Origin of the sequence: Cytobacillus kochii, from assembly GCF_044790165.1 — a bacterium.
GTDB lineage: Bacteria > Bacillota > Bacilli > Bacillales > Cytobacillaceae > Cytobacillus > Cytobacillus kochii.
In genome coordinates this window covers 297,560-314,279 of record NZ_CP085254.1, presented here as the reverse complement: position 1 = coordinate 314,279, position 16,720 = coordinate 297,560, and the positions used below count along the sequence as shown (strand labels likewise).

Below are 16,720 nucleotides of genomic sequence, written 5' to 3'. Positions count from 1 at the left end.
TACTTCCACAAGGGGAGCCTAATATGGCTGAGAGTGAGCGAGTTCGTTCTGACCCTAAGAACCTGTTAGATAATGCTAGCGTAGGGATCGTGGTTTTGGATATGAGCAATACTAGGCATCCATCACCGCCTATGTATTGCTTTTTTTCATGACAAAAAAGTAATACAGGTTTACTCGTTCGCTTCTCTTTTCGGAGAAGGAGGAAAAACATGAAACAAAATAAAACACTTTTTATGGTGGAAATTGCTATATTTGCAGCTTTGGCATTATTACTTGATTTCTTATCGGGCTTACTGATGGGGAGATTTTGGCCACAAGGTGGGTCCATCTCACTTGCTATGGTACCGGTTTTCTTAATGGCCTTTCGTTGGGGTATTAAAGGTGGCGTCTTAACGGGCTTATTATTAGGAGGACTACAAATCTTAACAGGAGCTGTTCCTTTTCATTTCGCCTCATGGATCATTGACTATTTCGTAGCCTTTGCTGTTGTCGGACTCGCAGGCATCTATATGAAGAAAGTTGTACAAAATTATCAAGACGGCCAATTTGCCAAAGCAAACATGTATGTTATTAGTGGCGTTTTCTTAGGAAGTTTCTTACGCTTCTTATGCCATTATTTATCAGGCATAGTCCTATTTGGTGCCTATGCTCCGGCAGATCAACCTGTCGCACTTTACTCACTCGTATATAACGGAACATATATGCTACCTACCTTTATCGTATGTGCCTTAGTCGTTGTCATGCTTTACACAACAGCCAATAAGGTCCTTCTGAAAAAAGCATATTAATCAACTAAAGGCTCTGGGGGAAACTCAGGGCCTTTTTTTTAAGATATCTTTTTGGGAGATTTTCGCACGATGAGATGGAACTGAGGAATCAGGGTGGCATGTACATCGGCGTGATATCCATAAGATAACCATGCAATCGACTCTTCACAATACTTCCAAAATGAAAGCGTCAAAAGCAGCTAGGCAAACCTCCATCATCTCTTCTATTTTCTGGCCGGCCATGATGATCCGAAGAAGACCATGATTTATAACAACGCCGAATCTGCAGATAGTTGGCAACCGACTCGATAGTTTATATCACGAAGAAGATTGAGTGTGATAGGAGAAATTTTATTAATATCGAATATAAAGGAAACGCAAACGAAATGAGCTAATGATACACATCATTAGCTCATTGGATTATAGTTAGCTCATTTGAATTCCCCTTTATGCCGATATAAGAGTGCCTCTTCATGATTCCTCTCAATCGAAATAACAGAAATTTTAATGCTGTAGAAATTGGGCTTTTTAATATTGTAATTTCTTAACGTTGTAAAATCGCATTTTCCTGACGCTACCCCGATTATGGAATAAATTTATTTTCTATACTTTATTATTCTTGAGTTCTTCGTCGCTATTGTACTCCAATATGTCGCCTGGCTGACATTCCAAAGCCTTACAAATGGATTCTAAAGTGGATAACCGAATCGCTTTTGCCTTTCCATTTTTCAAAATAGAAAGATTAGCCATCGTGATTCCAACCCTCTCCGAAAGTTCTGTGACGCTCATTTTCCTTTTCGCCAACATCACATCGATATTAATTATAATCGCCAATTCCTTCACCTCAGACCGTTAAATCATTTTCTGATTTTATATTTATCGCTTCTTGTAAAAGCCTTTCCAGAACTGCAGCGAATACTGCAATTACCATCGAAGCAAAGATAGGGACCATTCCGATTATTGCACCACCTGGGGCATCGTCTACTTGAGCTAACATAAAAACGAATGGCAAAATTGCCACATATAAGATACTGAATATGGTTGCACAGAGTTTTATATGCTTCAAAGCTTTTACGGAAATTTGCGAAAAAGCTTGGTTCTTGTCAATATAACTTAAAAGCTTAAAAGCTTTATAAAGTGCAATGTAAAAGGGAATTGCCGATAAATACATTCCGATTACAATGGGATATAACATATAGGCATAATCTGGATTTGCCGGATTATTAGGTAACCAAATCAACCCAATTATACCTAAGGAAAAAACTGGAGTACCAATAAAGAAAACGGCTATTTTTAAAAAGAGTGTTGAACCACGTTTCATAAAAAGCACCTCACTTATTTATTTCTATTTGATTTTAATATAAAATTTATCGTTTCACAATATTTTTTTGTTCCTAAACATTATTAATTTGTTGTTATAATCTTTGGATTTTAGACAAATATAAAAAAGCATTCCTTATTACAAAGAAATGCTTTAACTTAAAACTATTGGATTTATAAATCGTTCAACAAATTAGAAGGTATCTCATTTTCGAACATTCAATTATCTTCATTATTATACTTTTGTTCATTTAAAAAAGGTAAAGCCTCAGAAGAAGAAGTTAAAAAAGAGAAGTAAAGCGAACCTCATGTAATAATACACCTTGCAATACAAACCCTTCTTGACAAAGAAATATACAGCGCCCATACATTCTAGTAAACATAACGTCTCATTTATCGGGAATTCCAAAAAGCTAGAACCCTTGTGGGAACTGGCTTTTCGTTTGCGCTTTTGTTAGCCATGAAATATACATGCCAACATACAGTGATAAAGCACGAATTGTTCTTTATAAAAAATGAATGAAAATATGTATAAAATCCTCGCAAATCTCTCTCATTTAATGTGTAATTTTTACACAAAACGGAATATTGTATGTGTAGTTTGAAATAGAGCTTGAGCAAAAACACTTCGTAAATCCTTATTTTACGGTAAAAAAGAAGAATTCATTTTGAAGAAAGATTAATCAAAATGGATTCTTCTATACCAATTTTAAGGTTGTTTTTTATAAAAGAGTTTGATCATTTTCTGCCTGTGTTACTCCACAAACGTGCCCTTTAACTGAATATAAGAAGTCGCATTTCTTTCATTTAATTTTACTCAATTGGTTTATTACTTTCATTAACATAAATTTGACACCTTTTCTTTCATAAGAAAAGTCATTAAAAGTACCAATTAAATAGGTATCCATCTTAGGGTGATAAAATAAATAGGCTCCTGTGGCACCTGCATGTCCCCAGACATTAAATATTTTCGGCATGAGTAGTGGAACTGATTTAAACTGCATAATTCCATATCCATACTCAATTCCTACCCCATACTTTGCTTTATCATTCATCATTTTCTCAAGCGTTTCCTTTTTCAATAATTGATAGGATACTAACGCTTTCATAAATTTCAACATATCTTCTCCAGTAGATACTACTCCACCGCCTGCATAGTCGAGACCTGCGTATCCTTTGTGATTAGTTAGGTTGTTTTTATTAATATAAAAGTCTGCTAAATGTTGGGTATCTTTGTCTAATGGATTAGAATAGTGTAACACAGATGAATTCATCATACTGAGGGGCTGATAAATATATTGTTTCATAGCTACATGAAAAGATATTCCTGTTATTTTTTCTATGATTAAGCCTAATAGATGATAGTTTGTATCAGTATATTTAAAGCCGTTACCTGGAGGGAAATGAGGTTTTTGATGTGTTTTTGCCCAAGTAATTGCCTCTTGTGGGGTTATGGTAAAGTTTGGATCATCCAGAAGCCTTTCAAGTAATGGACGGAAATTATCATACAAACCAGACGTTTGATTTAGTAGATGTTTAATTTTAATGTCATTCGTATAATCTTTACCTTGATAAACATGAAGGTGTTTGCATAATTCTCGATCTAAATATTTGGTAATACCGTCTTCGAATGATAATTGACCGTTTTCATATAAAATACTAACCAAAACTGACGTGAATATTTTTCCTACGCTTGCCATATATGCTGGCTGTTTTGGATTCATTGACCCTTCTGCGATATTTAAATGGATACCTTTCTTTTCAGAATGAACAAGTAAAAATGCACTCTTTAAATTTTTGTTTTTTTGGACTTGTTTTTTAAATGATTTTTCAATTGAATTGATTACTTTTTCACTTTGTTTTGTTTGCACAGACATCCCCCCATTATTTGACTAATTTTATTCCTAAACGCCGTTACTAACAAATACAAAAACGCCATTTTGAAAAAAGATTGAATCAAAATGGCGTAATACTTTTAAATTTATATGAATTTTTTATAAAAAAGATTGATCATTTCAATGTGCCTTATGCCGCGAATGCTAACCGCAACAGTTTTAACATTTGCAAACCATTAAATGGTTCCCATCAGGGTCTTTGAAATTAAACCATTGGTTATGCTCAATTTCTGTTGTCAATTCGACATTCTTACCCTTCATATACTCATATGCTTGTTCTATATTATTAGTATTCAAATGAAAAGGTGGAGTTTTGAAAATATTATCCTCTGAATAAATCTTGCTATCTAATACAATTCCTGTTCCGTTCATAGGTACTATATACAAATGACCAAATAATATTTCACCATCTGCTGATAAACCTAATATGTCACAATACCATTTACGAGCTTCTTCAATGTTGCTTACGGGAATAAACACAGTACCAACTTGATTTAAAATAGGGTTCATAGATTACCTCCAAATTTAGCTATATAGGTTTAATTCGTCATGTATTAAATATCTCCTTCTTGTTGAATTATACTGTCCCAGTTAGTGAAATATCGAAGTGTAGCTAATTCTGGTACATCTTTTTTATAAAGGCAAATGGTAGAAAATCATTTACATTTTTATTCATGCACACATAACTTCTATGCGATAACAAGAGATAATCTCTATCTCCATTCAAAAAATTTTATTTTTCGTGAACGAAAGGAGAACACTAATCGTCATAGTAGTAAATCCAAAGAAAAGGGGGGCAAGGTTTGGAAGAGAAAAAATGGATTAAAGCAGCGAAACTAGGCGATAACCTGGCGTTAGCTCACTTATTTAAAGAGAGTTATCCCCTTCTCGTTCATTATTTAATGAAGCTCACCCTTAATCGAGAAGAAGCTGAGGATTTGGCACAAGAGACGATGACAAAAGCGATTGAAAAATTAAATCAATTTCAGGTGAAATCGAAATTCTCCACTTGGATCATATCCATTGGCACAAAATTATATATCGATCAAAAAAGGCGCCAAAAGCGAGCTGATGCTTTTAAAGCACAGCATATGCGGAAATTAAAATGGCAGGCACAGTCACAAAATGAAGATTGGGATTTCTTATTAGCTTCTCTCGGTGAATTAGAAGATGAATTAAGAGTGCCGATTATTTTAAAACATTATTATGGCTATGCGTATGATGAGATTGGCAAAATGCTTGGAATTGCTGAAGGAACAGTAAAATCTAGAGTTCACCGCGGAATTAAAACCATTCGAAAGGAGATGGGTGAAGATGAGAAAGGCCCAGGAACAATGGAAAACCCTATCAAACAAGGATGAAGAAGTTTTTTCAAAAGAAATGACACGTTCTTTTGCACAGTTTGAGGAAAATAACCCCATCTCTACTCCTAGTGAAGATTGGTTTGAAAAAATGGTCATCGCTAAAAAGGATGCAGCTAGCAGAAAATGGCGAAGAGAATTACTCTTATTCGGCGGAATAGCAACACTTATTCTCGTTTTATTTTTTACAACATTAACCCAAATACCAGTTGTCTTTATCACATTACAAGGTCTTACAGTCCTTCTAGTCATCTGTTATACCTTGCTGCAAATCCAAAAACATAGAGAGAAGGTGCGACATGACGAATATTGATTTCTTTTTACTATTCTTAGTAGCTATTATTTTATTATCACAAAGTATCTTTTTATTTACTAATGCAAAGAAAAATGGGATGAATCATTGGTTCTGGGGTATTATCGCCTTAATTCAAGCACCCGTACCACTAATATTCTATATCATCGTAAGAAACGTTCGTAGAAAAGAGGAGGATGAATTAAATGATTATCGTGACTACTGAAACAATACCAGGTAAAGAAATAAAAGAGTTAAAAGGTTTTGTTAGGGGAAATTCAGTCCAATCGAAACATATTGGAAAAGATATCGTGGCCGGATTACGTACGATTGTCGGTGGAGAAGTCTCGGAATATACAGATATGATGACGGAATCTCGCCAGAAAGCAATCGGTCGAATGGTAGAGCATGCCAAAGAAAAAGGGGCAAATGCGATTATCGGTGTACGTTTAGAAACGTCAGCTATAATGGCAAACGCCAGTGAAATATTAGCTTATGGTACGGCGGTGTATGTGGAGTAAACAAGAGGTTATATATATTTGTTGGCTGTCGATTTCTCGACAGCTTTTCTGCGGATTAACTTATATCTATTCAGAATAAGGATTGGGCAAATTCCTAACCCCTAATTCTAACGCTTAAGCTTCCGCTGCTGTATCATTCTTTTAATATCATAGCAAGCAAATGTCCCACAAATAATGATACCTGCACTAAATAAAAATACTAAAAACCAATTCTCTCCCCAACTGACATAGGCACTGTAGAGACAAAGTAACGCAGTGACGAGTGATCCATAATTCGCCTGATACAGCTCTAGTTTTGACCTTTGATTTTCTTCCAGAGATCCTCAACTCCCTTTATTATTTTATTATCAAATTTCTCTACTCTTCACTCGCAAACAACTCATCTACTGTGATATCCAATACTTTGGCTAAATTAAACGCCAACTGCAGTGTTGGATCATATTTATTATTTTCAATAGCATTAATCGTTTGCCTCGTTACTTTGCAACGTTTCGCTACATCCTCCTGCGATAGTTTCATTGACTTCCTTAACTCATGAATTCGGTTTTTCATCTTAATTACCGTATTTTCTCTTATAAAAAAGTAATGTAATCAAGTAGATAATGCAAATACTTAGTAGAAAGGAGAATGGTGAGAGTCCTTCATAAGTGTTGCTTCCCCAAAAAGCTGAATAAACCTTCTTCCCCATTTCAAAAACTAAGTATAAGACAACAGCTGCAAAAGAATACGATTGTGCTTTCATTTTAATAAAGTTTTTCCTTTCATCACCAATTAGGGGCAATGTACTCAATGTAAACAAAATCAGTATAATACTTAACACTAGTATTGTTAAAAACGCAATAACGACTCCGTCCAAAATGATTACTCCTCCAAAATGTAAAAAGTATTTTACATATATTATACTAATACTATCCAAAAATGTAAAATACTTCTTAGTTTATTATTAGGACATCACACGCTAATGTCTGAAATACAAAAATGCTTAGAGTCATTATCAACTCTAAGCATTAAAATTAATCTCTATTTAACAAAGACACACCCGCGATACCTGGATTCGTCATTTCGTATGGGTTCAAGATAAGATCCAATTCTTCTTCAGTAAGCACATCGTATTTTAAGCACAGTTCACGAACGGATTTGCCATTGATGATTGCTTCTCTCGCGATGCGTGCTGCGACTTCGTATCCGATATGTGGATTCACTGCTGTAATGATTCCTGCACTGTTTTCTACATATTCTTTCAAACGCGTTTCATTCGCTTCAATGCCTGATAAACAGTAATCTGTAAAAGCACGGAAAGCGTTGTTCATAATACTGATTGATTGTAATAAGTTAAAAACAAGTACCGGCTCCATTACGTTTAATTCTAGCTGTCCTGCCTCAGATGCAAGGCAAATGGTATGGTCATTACCGATGACTTGGAATGCCACTTGGTTAATCATTTCAGGCATAACTGGATTCACTTTACCTGGCATGATAGAAGAACCTGGTTGACGCGCAGGCAATGAAATTTCGCCTAGACCAGCGCGTGGGCCTGATGCCATTAAACGAATGTCATTAGCAATCTTAGACATATTCATCATACAGACTTTTAACGCTGCAGAAACTTCTGTATAAGCATCTGTATTTTGAGTCGCATCGACAAGATGATCAGCTCCAACAAGTGGTAAGCCCGTAATCTCAGCCATATGTTTAACAACACTTTCAATATAAATAGGGTCTGCATTTAGTCCCGTTCCTACAGCCGTTGCCCCCATATTGATTTCATATAAATGCTGACGAGATTGCTGGATCCGTTTAATATCTCTTGTGACTACACGACTGTATGCTTCAAACTCTTGTCCAAGACGAATCGGAACCGCATCTTGCAGATGTGTTCTACCCATTTTAATCACATGATCAAACTGCTTCGCTTTCTCCTTAAATGTCGCAAGCATATGCTCCATCGTTTGTGTCAGTTTTTCCAATGCATTCAATGTAGCAATATGAATCGCTGTTGGGAAAGCATCATTTGTTGATTGTGACATGTTGACATGACTATTCGGACTTAAGTGAAGTGCATAGTCTCCTTTATTCTTCCCTAGTAACTCTAGCGCACGATTGGCAATCACTTCATTGGCATTCATATTAATGGATGTCCCAGCGCCACCTTGAATCGGGTCAACAATAAAGTGATCATGCCATTTACCTTCAATAATTTCATCAGCAGCCTGAACAATAACATTGCCAAGCCCTTCATATAATCTCTTTGTGTCCATATTTGCTAACGCGGCTGCCTTTTTAACCATAGCAATTGCGATGATCAGCTCTTCATGAATGCGATATCCGGTAATTGGAAAGTTTTCAACTGCACGTAAGGTTTGAACACCATAATATGCATCTATTGGCACTTCTTTCGAACCTAAGAAATCGTTTTCAATCCTTACTTTATCATTTGACATTTTTATTTTCGCCTCGCCTATTTTCATCATTTAACTATAGATATATCATCTTGCTTTAAGACGATATACCTCCTAAATAATAGCACAGTCTAATTCTTTTATAAAGGCGGGGAGCCACAAAGATTTTTTCTGCTTACACACTGGTTAAGAAAAAAATAATAAGAGAAAAACTTAATAAAATGAGCAGAATAGTATGAAGGAAAATACCAATCACACTGCATACTTTTCCAGCAGAAATTAACTTTCTTCCTTCAGGTCCATTAATATTGCACAATAACTTTGATGCATAGATGCTACCAAAGATACCTATAACAAGTCCAATATACGGTGTGATGATAGAAAGTATTCCTAAAATAAGAGAGAGATGAACTTTTGACACATGTACGCCTCTTTTCAAAAGTAAGCTTATAGGTTCATCTTATTACACGATAAATATTTATATACGGAAAAATGGCTCAAATGATGAGAGAGGTTCATTCTAAGAGGTTTTTGATACATTTTTTGGGATCGGGATTACACAAGGTAAAAACTTCACGAACCTAGTCATCATCAATCGGCCCGAATTGGTTATAATCAAGTTTTGTTTAAATCATAAACCTTCCATATTGGCCTCCACCTTATATTAAACGAACACCGGATGAAAATAGATCACTGGCTCTTCATATGGATGGATGCGTTTGATGATCGTTTTCACTTCTGCCATCTGGCTATATAGGCAACGAAATTCCATCTTACATTCAGTCCCAAACGAGATGTTCCCAATTTGGCCGAAGTAAGGATTTGCGTCTTCTAAAGGTCTATAGTAACCTTTTACCGCTGAGTAGGATATAAATCCCTACTGTTTATGTTCCTATTGCATTCAATTCATCTCTTAATCTCATAATATATTCGCCTGGTATTAAAACTTCGACTTTTACAAATTCAAATACCATGAAGTTTCACCTACCATTTAAAAGACACGCTTTGAAAAAGTGAAATCGTCAATATCACTGTTGTTAAAGTGCCGGCAGTCATCAAAGTAATTAACTTCGAGCGACTATTTTCCGTTTTTAAAACTTCATTCGATACCGCAAGCCATATAACGATAGATGCGATTGCAATAATTGATAGCATTCCTGTAGACATCTTTTATCCCCCCAGGATTTTTTTTAGATTCTTCTCTACTATTCTATACGATTTTGTGAGACATTTAGTTTCAAAAAGTAAAAATTAGTCTTAAGTCTGAGTCAGGGTTACGGCATTAGCATGAGTTGCATTAGGGTTTTTGCTAAATTAAGCTAATATTTTAATTTTCGCTGGTGGCTTGGTGCTATCCATCTTGCTATGTTCGCATTTTTTATTTGACAACACATCCTTGTGGTTTTCATTACTTTTGTGACCGTATTTCTGATTTGACAACACTTCTTCGCGTTTTTCTTTACTTTTGTGTTCTTATTTCTGATTTACAAACGCATCCTTGTGGTTTTCATTACTCTTGTGTTCTTATTCCCCATTTCACAACACTTCTTCGCATTTTTCTCTACTCTTGTGTTCTTATTTCTGAATTACAAACACATCCATGTAGTTTTCATTACTCTTGTGCTCGTATTTCTGATTTCCCAACACTTCTTCGCCTTTTTCTCTACTCTTGTGTTCTTATTTCTGATTTACACACACATTCTTGTGGTTTTCATTACTCTTGTGTTCTTATTCCCCATTTCCCAACACTTCTTCGCCTTTTTCTCTACTCTTGTGTTCTTATTTCTGATTTACAAACACATCCTTGTGGTTTTCATTACTCTTGTGTTCTTATTCCCCATTTCCCAACACTTCTTGCCCTCCTTCCACTCATTTGAGTGGACATTCTCTTTTGAGCAAACTTACTGGCGAATTATTTAACCCTTTAATCCTTTCCCTCAATATATAACCCTACCTGATTCAGATCTCATCCCCCTACCCAAATATAAAAAAACACCCCTAGCACTCTAGGGATGCAACTGATTATATAACGATCTTACTTAACTCCAAAACCCGTGTTTCTTCTCCATCAACACTCCCCCAAGTTTGCTTTAAGTAGAGTTCGGCGATCGCTTCATATTTACCCTTAAATTTCTGCGCATATTCTAATGCGATGACACTTTCATAAAGATGAGCCATTATTTTCATTAATGGTTTCGCTTGAAGTTGCTGCACGAGGGGATTAGCTTTAGCGAATTGTTCCAGCTGTTGTTTCACTTCAGCAAACTTTACTTCAACGAGTGCTGTCTGTTCACCTTTAGCTAGTAAAGCAATTCGATCAAACGTTTGATTGATAAATAGTTCGTCTGCAGAAAATTTATTAACGAGACGGATTAATTCCTGACCGAGTATGTTCGCCGTGCCCTCCCATACCGTTAGCACTTGGGCATCTCGTAAAAGCCTTGGGGTGATAAAATCCTCTATATAACCGTTTCCTCCATGCATCTCTATTGCTTCATGGGCAAAATGAATCGCATTTTCTGCTGATTCTTTTTTCAAAAGGGCAATATAGAGTCGATGTAGAATAACCTCCGAATCGCTTGCCTCACCCGCTACAACCTTGTCGTATAGTTCTACTAAATCAAAAATTGCGACGACTTCTACCTCAAGCTTTGCCTTAAGTTGAGAAAGTGTTTGTTGAATCATTGGCAAATCAATCAACTTTTGACCGAACGCTTCCCTAGCTATGGCATACTGCTTTGCTTCCTCATACGCTCGCTTCATGATGCCGATCGATGCGACAGCATTACATATCCGAGAAAGGTTTAATGCTTCCATCATATAGTAAAAACCTTTTGATTCATCGCCAACTGCATAGGCAACACTACCATCAAATTCTACTTCTCCAGATGGGACAGCACGCACACCCAATTTATCTTTTAATCTTCTAATGCGAAGATGATTTAGCTCGCCATTGTCTTTTTTCCACGGAACAGCGAACAATGTTAAGCCCCGCGTTCCTTCTTTGGCGCCTTCCTTTCTTGCTAACACCATTGCTACACCACATTGGCCAGCATTGGAAGCAAAGTATTTCTCACCAAACAACCGGTATTGTCCCTCTTCTTTTACTGCTCTCACGACATTTGCACCTACATCTGACCCGCCTTGCCGTTCAGTTAAAAAAGTCGCTCCCTCGTATAATTCCTCATCAGCATTTGTTGCACACAGATGTGGTAAAAAGCGTTTCTTCACTTCTTCATTCCCATAATGATCCAATAGATAGGCGGTCGCCATTGATAAAGTAACTGGACAATAAAATCCTGGCTCTGTTTGTGAAAGGAGATACCCTTGCGCATAACTGTAAATATAGTTGCCTTTTCTACCAAGCTCAGGGATTTCCTTATGCACATAGCCCACCATACCCGTACCGTATGATTCTTTTACTGTTTGTTTGTAGCCGCTATTCACCCACACTTCAGAAACTTCTTCACCATAGCGGTCATACTGTTTTAGCACTGGTTGTCCTTCTCGATCAGTGTATTTAGCACGTTCATCAATCGGACCAGCACATTGCGCGCCGTACGCTGTTAATTTTTCAACTGCGTAATCAAAAAACGCAGGAGGAAGCTTTTCTCTTAAAATATGAAGTAACGTCTCGTCTTCTTTGAAAAAATTAGTCGCATAGTCACTTTTCTTTTCCGGTTCCTTCAATACTTTCATACTTGCTCCACCCCTTCTTTTAACACTCTTTTTAATATTTTTCCTGACGCATTTCTTGGCAACATGTCAACTTGATGGTAGGAACGTGGGATTTTATATTTTGCTAGATGGTCAACGAGGAATCGATTGAGCTCCTCACTATTTACCTCTTCTGTTGCTGAGAAGAAGGCTGTTACGGTTTCTCCCCATTCTCGGTGTGGGAGACCGAGAATCGCAACTTCTTGAATAGTGGGATACTTCATCATAACGTCCTCGATTTCTTTAGGATAAATATTTACACCACCTGAGATAATAACATCCTTTTTACGATCGACTATCCATATATAGCCCTCTTCATCCCGTCTTGCTATATCCCCAGTCTTTAACCAGTCACCGTTAAATGTTTCTTTTGTTAATGCGATATTTTTGTAGTAACCCACCATGTTGCCTTCTCCACGCAAGACAATTTCTCCAACTTCACCTGCCGGGATCACTTGACCGTGTTCATCAACAATTCTTAACTCGGTATGAAGGGGTGCTCGCATACCAATGCTCCCTGTCTTTTCTCCATGCTCTTCAGGTAACATGATGGCGCCACTTGGTCCTGCTTCCGTTAAGCCATACACGCTTGTTAGTCGATCCGTGTGAAATCTTTCAGCAATAAGATCAATTTGTTCCTTGGCAAGCGGCGCTCCTCCGTAAACCCACCATTTCATCGTTGATAGGTCGTAGTTTTTTATTTCTGGGTGTTGTGCGGTCAGTAAATAAGCGACCGGTGCACCAAAAAAGTGTGTTGTTCGATAAGTTGCAACCGCTTTCAAAAGTAGGTCTGGTGTAAAGGTAGGAGTAATGACAACTGCTGCTCCGACAACCGTTGCTGACATGAGGAATAAATGTAGGGGGGCTGAATGCGTTAACGGCATCATTAAAAGCATTTTACTATCTGGTTTTACTTCCATTTCAACCGCAATCATTTGCGCCACTGTTAAAATATTGCGGTAGCTAAAAAGAACACCCTTAGGATCACCTGTCGTTCCAGATGTATAAAGAATGGTACTGTAATCATCTTCCGTTAGATTACACTCAACTTCTTTTCCAGGAGAAAGGGCCAATAACTGCTCAAAGCTTTCCCAATTCTGCGCATGCTCTCCCGTTTTAATCTTCAATGGTACTTTTTCAATACTCTCAACTGCTGAAAAAATAATCTCATGTGCGAAAATAGCTTTCGCTTCACAATGATCGACAATGTACTGCACCTCATCCAATGTGAACTTGGCATTAATCGGTATAACAACAGCACCCACTCTTTGCACAGCAAAATAGGTAATGATAAATTCAAATGTATTAGGCATAAACAAACAGACATTGTCTCCTTTATCAATTCCTCTTTCCAATAAACCGTTTGAAAGAGCATTTACTTTATCGTTTAACTCTTGAAAAGTAAGACTTCCTTCAAAACCGATTACTGCCTGTGCTTGAGGATACTTCCTGGCATTTCTTGCGACTAATTGCGAACTATTCATGACGATCCCTCTCTTCTACTAGTTTTTCGAGCCTTTCACTAAAGCTCTTCTTCAAAGACAGCAACTCTTCTTTCATTTCCAACAGTTCTTCAATGGCTTGATCAATTTGCTTGATGCGCTGATTACCATAAGTAATCGTACGTTCTAACTGGGCCATACCGGTTCTGTCATAATCAAATAGCAGCACCATTTCTTTAATTTCTTCCAATGAAAAACCATACCGCTTTCCACGAAAAATCAACTTTAACTTGGCACACTCTTTTTTTGTATACAAACGATGATTGCCTTCAGAACGAGTCGAGCGAATTAACCCTAGCTCTTCATAATAACGAATCGTCCTTGTAGAAACATCAAATTTTGCAGCTACTTCACGTATTGTCTTCAGTCATCAGCACCTCCTTTTTCTTAGTATACAATTGACGTTAACGTTAACTTCAAATGTTTTTTGTATATTATCAAAATTCTTATATTTAAACAAAAAAGAATGATATCTGTCTTAGATATCATTCTTCTCTGTTCTTATGCTTTTTTTTATTCCAATCAAAAGGAATGTTGGTCCATTCAAAAAATAGATACCCAAGAAACACCAACAAACTTACCATTATATTCTCAAACCAAGAAATGGGCTGACTACTTATTAATTGCCATATCGTTCCCGTTAAAAAGAAGATCACCGCAAAAGAAAGGCTACTCTTTAGCATGATATCCCCCCTTATGTAAATAAGTTATTTTCTCCCTATCTTTATCATTATTTTGCTCAGCACGATAACTATCTTTAGAAGAAGCTTGATAAACCTTTAAATATTGCTCGTGATTTAATAAATAATACTTACTATTTTCAACTTGTTGTAGCATTAATTCTGCTAAGGGAATTCCAGCAAAGTTAGGTAACGTATCGATAATTCCAAACTCAACCGACAAACCCTCTTTCATAAATTCATGTTCATGCAAATCGACTAATTGATATCCCAGCGATACCATCACATCAACAATCTTTGGCCACTCAAAAACATTCTGATCCGGAGGTACGGCCCACCCTCGCTCATCACCTGGCACATGAATATCTAAATCTCTTGCTTGCCAATCCACTCCTGTCAAATGCTCAAGCCCCACCGAACCCATTAACAAAGGAATGATATTCACTTGATTCAGCGCTTCTGTTATTCTTAAAAACTCTTTGAATTTAGGACTGTCCACATGTGGCCCCCCTTTTCCTTTGATAATGATTTAAGATTACTAGATTATGTACATTTTACTCTCATATCATGCTGCGATTTTTCTGCGATGTATGCCTTTCACTTTGCTCTTTCCTGTTGGCTTTGATTTTCTTTTTGTTTTGCTCATATTTTGTGGAGACTCTCAATTAGTCCCGATTTCTTCTTTTGCCCGACTCATTTCCTGCTGAGACTCTCGATTAGTTCCGATTTCTTCTTTTGCCCGACTCATTTCCTGCTGAGACTCTCGATTAGTTCCGATTTCTTCTTTTGCCCGACTCATTTCCTGCTGAGACTCTCGATTAGTCCTGATTTCCTCTTTTGCCCGACTCATTTCCTGCTGAGACTCTCGATTAGTCCTGATTTCCTCTTTTGCCCGACTCATTTCCTACTGAGACTCTCGATTAGTCCTGATTTCCTCTTTTGCCCGACTCATTTTTTGCTGAGACTCTCGATTAGTCCCGATTTCTTCTTTTGCCCGACTCATTTCCTGCTGAGACTCTCGATTAGTTCCGATTTCTCCTTTTGCCCGACTCATTTCCTGCTGAGACTCTCGACTAGTACTGATTTCCCCTTTTGCCCGACTCATTTCTTATTCAGGCTCTCTATTAGTTTCAATTTGCCTCATTTGTCATAGCATCTTACTTAAAATAATAAGAGTGAAGGATGAGAGACATGATATACTCTGATCGATCGTCGGTTACATTTATCGATTGTACATTACTTATCAAATGATTACGCCGCAGTAAGCCTTCTTTCTTGTTATCTCTCATTAGCGAGATCGATGAAGTAACCGTCAATGCATTTGTGGTCCAGGTTTCCTCTTCTACTTCAAAAAAAATCACTTCCTTCAGCTTAGACATATTTTTCACATTCATTACTGTGTTAGCTTTGCCAATTACGATACCATTTTTGTAAATCAGCCATTGCTCCTGTTGAGAAAACCCCCTACTTCTTTTCCAACGTACATCAAAGGAATCCTCTTCTATATATATGCGCAAAGATAAATACCAGCGTAAATCAAAGATATCACTCACAACATATTGCCATCTCTGCGTAAAATATTGCTGAATGAAACCGCGTTTTTCCTCACCCTTAAAAAGTGGCTTTTTATTCATCAATGTTCGTTGCAGATGATAAAACGACCACCCGTCTTTATCAGGAGGTTGATAGTTATCTTCTTTTCCAGCCATCCGTTTACTTACTAAATAAATAATAAGCGCGGTTGTTGGGAATAAAAATATCGCAGCCCAATGCCACAGGTTAAATGCATTAAACAGCATGAAGCGTACAAACAAAATGAACGATATCAAAACAAATAATAAATTTAACTTAACCAACCAAACACCCCTTCGTTTACATACGATAAAAATGGTAAATAGTTTCAATTCTAAATAAAAAAGCCTACTTCTAAAGTAGACTTCATCGTTCAAAATCATAACTCTCTTCCACCTTGCAAATACGCACCTGATAGTTCTCATACCAGTCCGATTTTCCTTTTTCCTGTGCGACTTTATGGGCCGCATGGTCTTTCCACCTTTTAATATCCTCAAATGTTGCCCAATATGAAACAGTAATTCCTAATTGTGAGTCTCTGGCACTTTCGATCCCGAGGAAGCCTTCTTCCTTTTGCGCTAATTCCTCCATGGCCAATGCCATTTTTTCATACCCGTTATCGCCAATTGTCCTTTTGGAAGTAAAGATCACAGCATAATATGTTGATGGTAACTCCTGCATGATTGACCTCCAA

Annotated in this window: 23 protein-coding genes and 1 riboswitch; of the genes, 5 read left to right on the top strand and 18 right to left on the bottom strand. The window is 37.1% G+C overall.

Annotated features, from left to right (window positions below):
• Positions 1-105, top strand: a riboswitch (TPP riboswitch).
• 104 nt (positions 106-209) lie between these two features.
• On the top strand, positions 210-788 hold the full coding sequence (thiT, locus tag LG276_RS01780) for an energy-coupled thiamine transporter ThiT (protein WP_224938281.1): 579 nt from the start codon (positions 210-212) through the stop codon (positions 786-788).
• 582 nt (positions 789-1,370) lie between these two features.
• On the opposite strand, the gene LG276_RS01775 is transcribed toward thiT, so the two are convergent.
• From LG276_RS01775 to LG276_RS01760, 4 genes are all read right to left on the bottom strand, one after another.
• Positions 1,371-1,601 carry a helix-turn-helix transcriptional regulator gene (locus LG276_RS01775; RefSeq protein WP_251163399.1) on the bottom strand — a complete coding sequence of 77 codons (231 nt, stop codon included), beginning with the start codon at positions 1,599-1,601 and terminating at the stop codon, positions 1,371-1,373.
• Between the two features lie 10 nt (positions 1,602-1,611).
• Positions 1,612-2,088 (bottom strand): DUF2975 domain-containing protein, encoded by a 477-nt coding sequence (locus LG276_RS01770; protein WP_224938283.1) that lies wholly within the window; start codon positions 2,086-2,088, stop codon positions 1,612-1,614.
• Positions 2,089-2,890: 802 nt separating this feature from the next.
• Positions 2,891-3,964 carry a serine hydrolase gene (locus LG276_RS01765; protein ID WP_251166500.1) on the bottom strand — a complete coding sequence of 358 codons (1,074 nt, stop codon included), beginning with the start codon at positions 3,962-3,964 and terminating at the stop codon, positions 2,891-2,893.
• A gap of 177 nt (positions 3,965-4,141) precedes the next feature.
• The gene (locus tag LG276_RS01760) at positions 4,142-4,492 is read right to left on the bottom strand and encodes a VOC family protein (protein ID WP_251163401.1); all 351 of its coding nucleotides are present in this window, start codon (positions 4,490-4,492) and stop codon (positions 4,142-4,144) included.
• Positions 4,493-4,785: 293 nt separating this feature from the next.
• On the opposite strand from LG276_RS01760, the gene sigY reads away from it, so the two are divergent.
• The 4 genes from sigY to LG276_RS01740 are packed head-to-tail and all read left to right on the top strand — an operon-like array spanning position 4,786 to position 6,156.
• The gene (gene sigY / locus LG276_RS01755) at positions 4,786-5,343 is read left to right on the top strand and encodes an RNA polymerase sigma factor SigY (RefSeq protein ID WP_251163402.1); all 558 of its coding nucleotides are present in this window, start codon (positions 4,786-4,788) and stop codon (positions 5,341-5,343) included.
• On the top strand, positions 5,297-5,656 hold the full coding sequence (locus LG276_RS01750; RefSeq protein ID WP_251163403.1) for a YxlC family protein: 360 nt from the start codon (positions 5,297-5,299) through the stop codon (positions 5,654-5,656). Before sigY ends, LG276_RS01750 begins: the two co-directional genes overlap by 47 nt.
• Positions 5,643-5,861 carry a sigmaY antisigma factor component gene (locus tag LG276_RS01745; protein WP_224938288.1) on the top strand — a complete coding sequence of 73 codons (219 nt, stop codon included), beginning with the start codon at positions 5,643-5,645 and terminating at the stop codon, positions 5,859-5,861. The genes LG276_RS01750 and LG276_RS01745 overlap by 14 nt, the downstream gene beginning before the upstream one ends.
• Entirely contained in the window at positions 5,842-6,156 is a 315-nt protein-coding gene (locus tag LG276_RS01740) for a YbjQ family protein (protein WP_095371002.1), read from the top strand. Before LG276_RS01745 ends, LG276_RS01740 begins: the two co-directional genes overlap by 20 nt.
• A 357-nt stretch (positions 6,157-6,513) precedes the next feature.
• On the opposite strand, the gene LG276_RS01735 is transcribed toward LG276_RS01740, so the two are convergent.
• From LG276_RS01735 to LG276_RS01670, 14 genes are all read right to left on the bottom strand, one after another.
• Positions 6,514-6,708: a helix-turn-helix transcriptional regulator gene (locus LG276_RS01735; RefSeq protein WP_251163404.1), complete on the bottom strand. Its 195-nt coding sequence runs from the start codon at positions 6,706-6,708 to the stop codon at positions 6,514-6,516.
• 1 nt (position 6,709) lies between these two features.
• The gene (locus LG276_RS01730; protein WP_251163405.1) at positions 6,710-7,012 is read right to left on the bottom strand and encodes a hypothetical protein; all 303 of its coding nucleotides are present in this window, start codon (positions 7,010-7,012) and stop codon (positions 6,710-6,712) included.
• 157 nt (positions 7,013-7,169) lie between these two features.
• Positions 7,170-8,597, bottom strand: coding sequence for an aspartate ammonia-lyase (gene aspA, locus LG276_RS01725; protein WP_224938292.1), 1,428 nt, complete (start codon positions 8,595-8,597; stop codon positions 7,170-7,172).
• Positions 8,598-8,730: 133 nt separating this feature from the next.
• Positions 8,731-8,976, bottom strand: coding sequence for a DUF4190 domain-containing protein (locus LG276_RS01720; protein WP_251163406.1), 246 nt, complete (start codon positions 8,974-8,976; stop codon positions 8,731-8,733).
• Positions 8,977-9,539: 563 nt separating this feature from the next.
• Positions 9,540-9,722 (bottom strand): hypothetical protein, encoded by a 183-nt coding sequence (locus LG276_RS01715; protein WP_095371010.1) that lies wholly within the window; start codon positions 9,720-9,722, stop codon positions 9,540-9,542.
• 855 nt (positions 9,723-10,577) lie between these two features.
• Positions 10,578-12,254 carry an acyl-CoA dehydrogenase family protein gene (locus tag LG276_RS01710; protein WP_251163407.1) on the bottom strand — a complete coding sequence of 559 codons (1,677 nt, stop codon included), beginning with the start codon at positions 12,252-12,254 and terminating at the stop codon, positions 10,578-10,580.
• Entirely contained in the window at positions 12,251-13,756 is a 1,506-nt protein-coding gene (locus tag LG276_RS01705; protein WP_251163408.1) for a class I adenylate-forming enzyme family protein, read from the bottom strand. Before LG276_RS01705 ends, LG276_RS01710 begins: the two co-directional genes overlap by 4 nt.
• Positions 13,749-14,132 carry a MerR family transcriptional regulator gene (locus LG276_RS01700; RefSeq protein WP_353050699.1) on the bottom strand — a complete coding sequence of 128 codons (384 nt, stop codon included), beginning with the start codon at positions 14,130-14,132 and terminating at the stop codon, positions 13,749-13,751. Before LG276_RS01700 ends, LG276_RS01705 begins: the two co-directional genes overlap by 8 nt.
• 127 nt (positions 14,133-14,259) lie before the next feature.
• Positions 14,260-14,457: a hypothetical protein gene (locus LG276_RS01695; RefSeq protein ID WP_224938297.1), complete on the bottom strand. Its 198-nt coding sequence runs from the start codon at positions 14,455-14,457 to the stop codon at positions 14,260-14,262.
• Complete coding sequence (locus LG276_RS01690; protein WP_224938298.1) at positions 14,444-14,953, bottom strand: phosphoribosylanthranilate isomerase; 510 nt, start codon at positions 14,951-14,953, stop codon at positions 14,444-14,446. Before LG276_RS01690 ends, LG276_RS01695 begins: the two co-directional genes overlap by 14 nt.
• A 162-nt stretch (positions 14,954-15,115) precedes the next feature.
• A complete protein-coding gene (locus LG276_RS01685) occupies positions 15,116-15,355 on the bottom strand; it encodes a hypothetical protein (protein WP_251163410.1) in 240 nt (79 codons plus the stop codon).
• A 3-nt stretch (positions 15,356-15,358) separates the two neighbouring features.
• Positions 15,359-15,559, bottom strand: coding sequence for a hypothetical protein (locus tag LG276_RS01680; protein ID WP_224938300.1), 201 nt, complete (start codon positions 15,557-15,559; stop codon positions 15,359-15,361).
• 52 nt (positions 15,560-15,611) lie between these two features.
• Positions 15,612-16,310: a hypothetical protein gene (locus LG276_RS01675; protein ID WP_251163411.1), complete on the bottom strand. Its 699-nt coding sequence runs from the start codon at positions 16,308-16,310 to the stop codon at positions 15,612-15,614.
• 82 nt (positions 16,311-16,392) lie between these two features.
• Positions 16,393-16,707 (bottom strand): antibiotic biosynthesis monooxygenase, encoded by a 315-nt coding sequence (locus LG276_RS01670; protein WP_224938302.1) that lies wholly within the window; start codon positions 16,705-16,707, stop codon positions 16,393-16,395.
• Between the last annotated feature and the right edge of the window lie 13 nt (positions 16,708-16,720).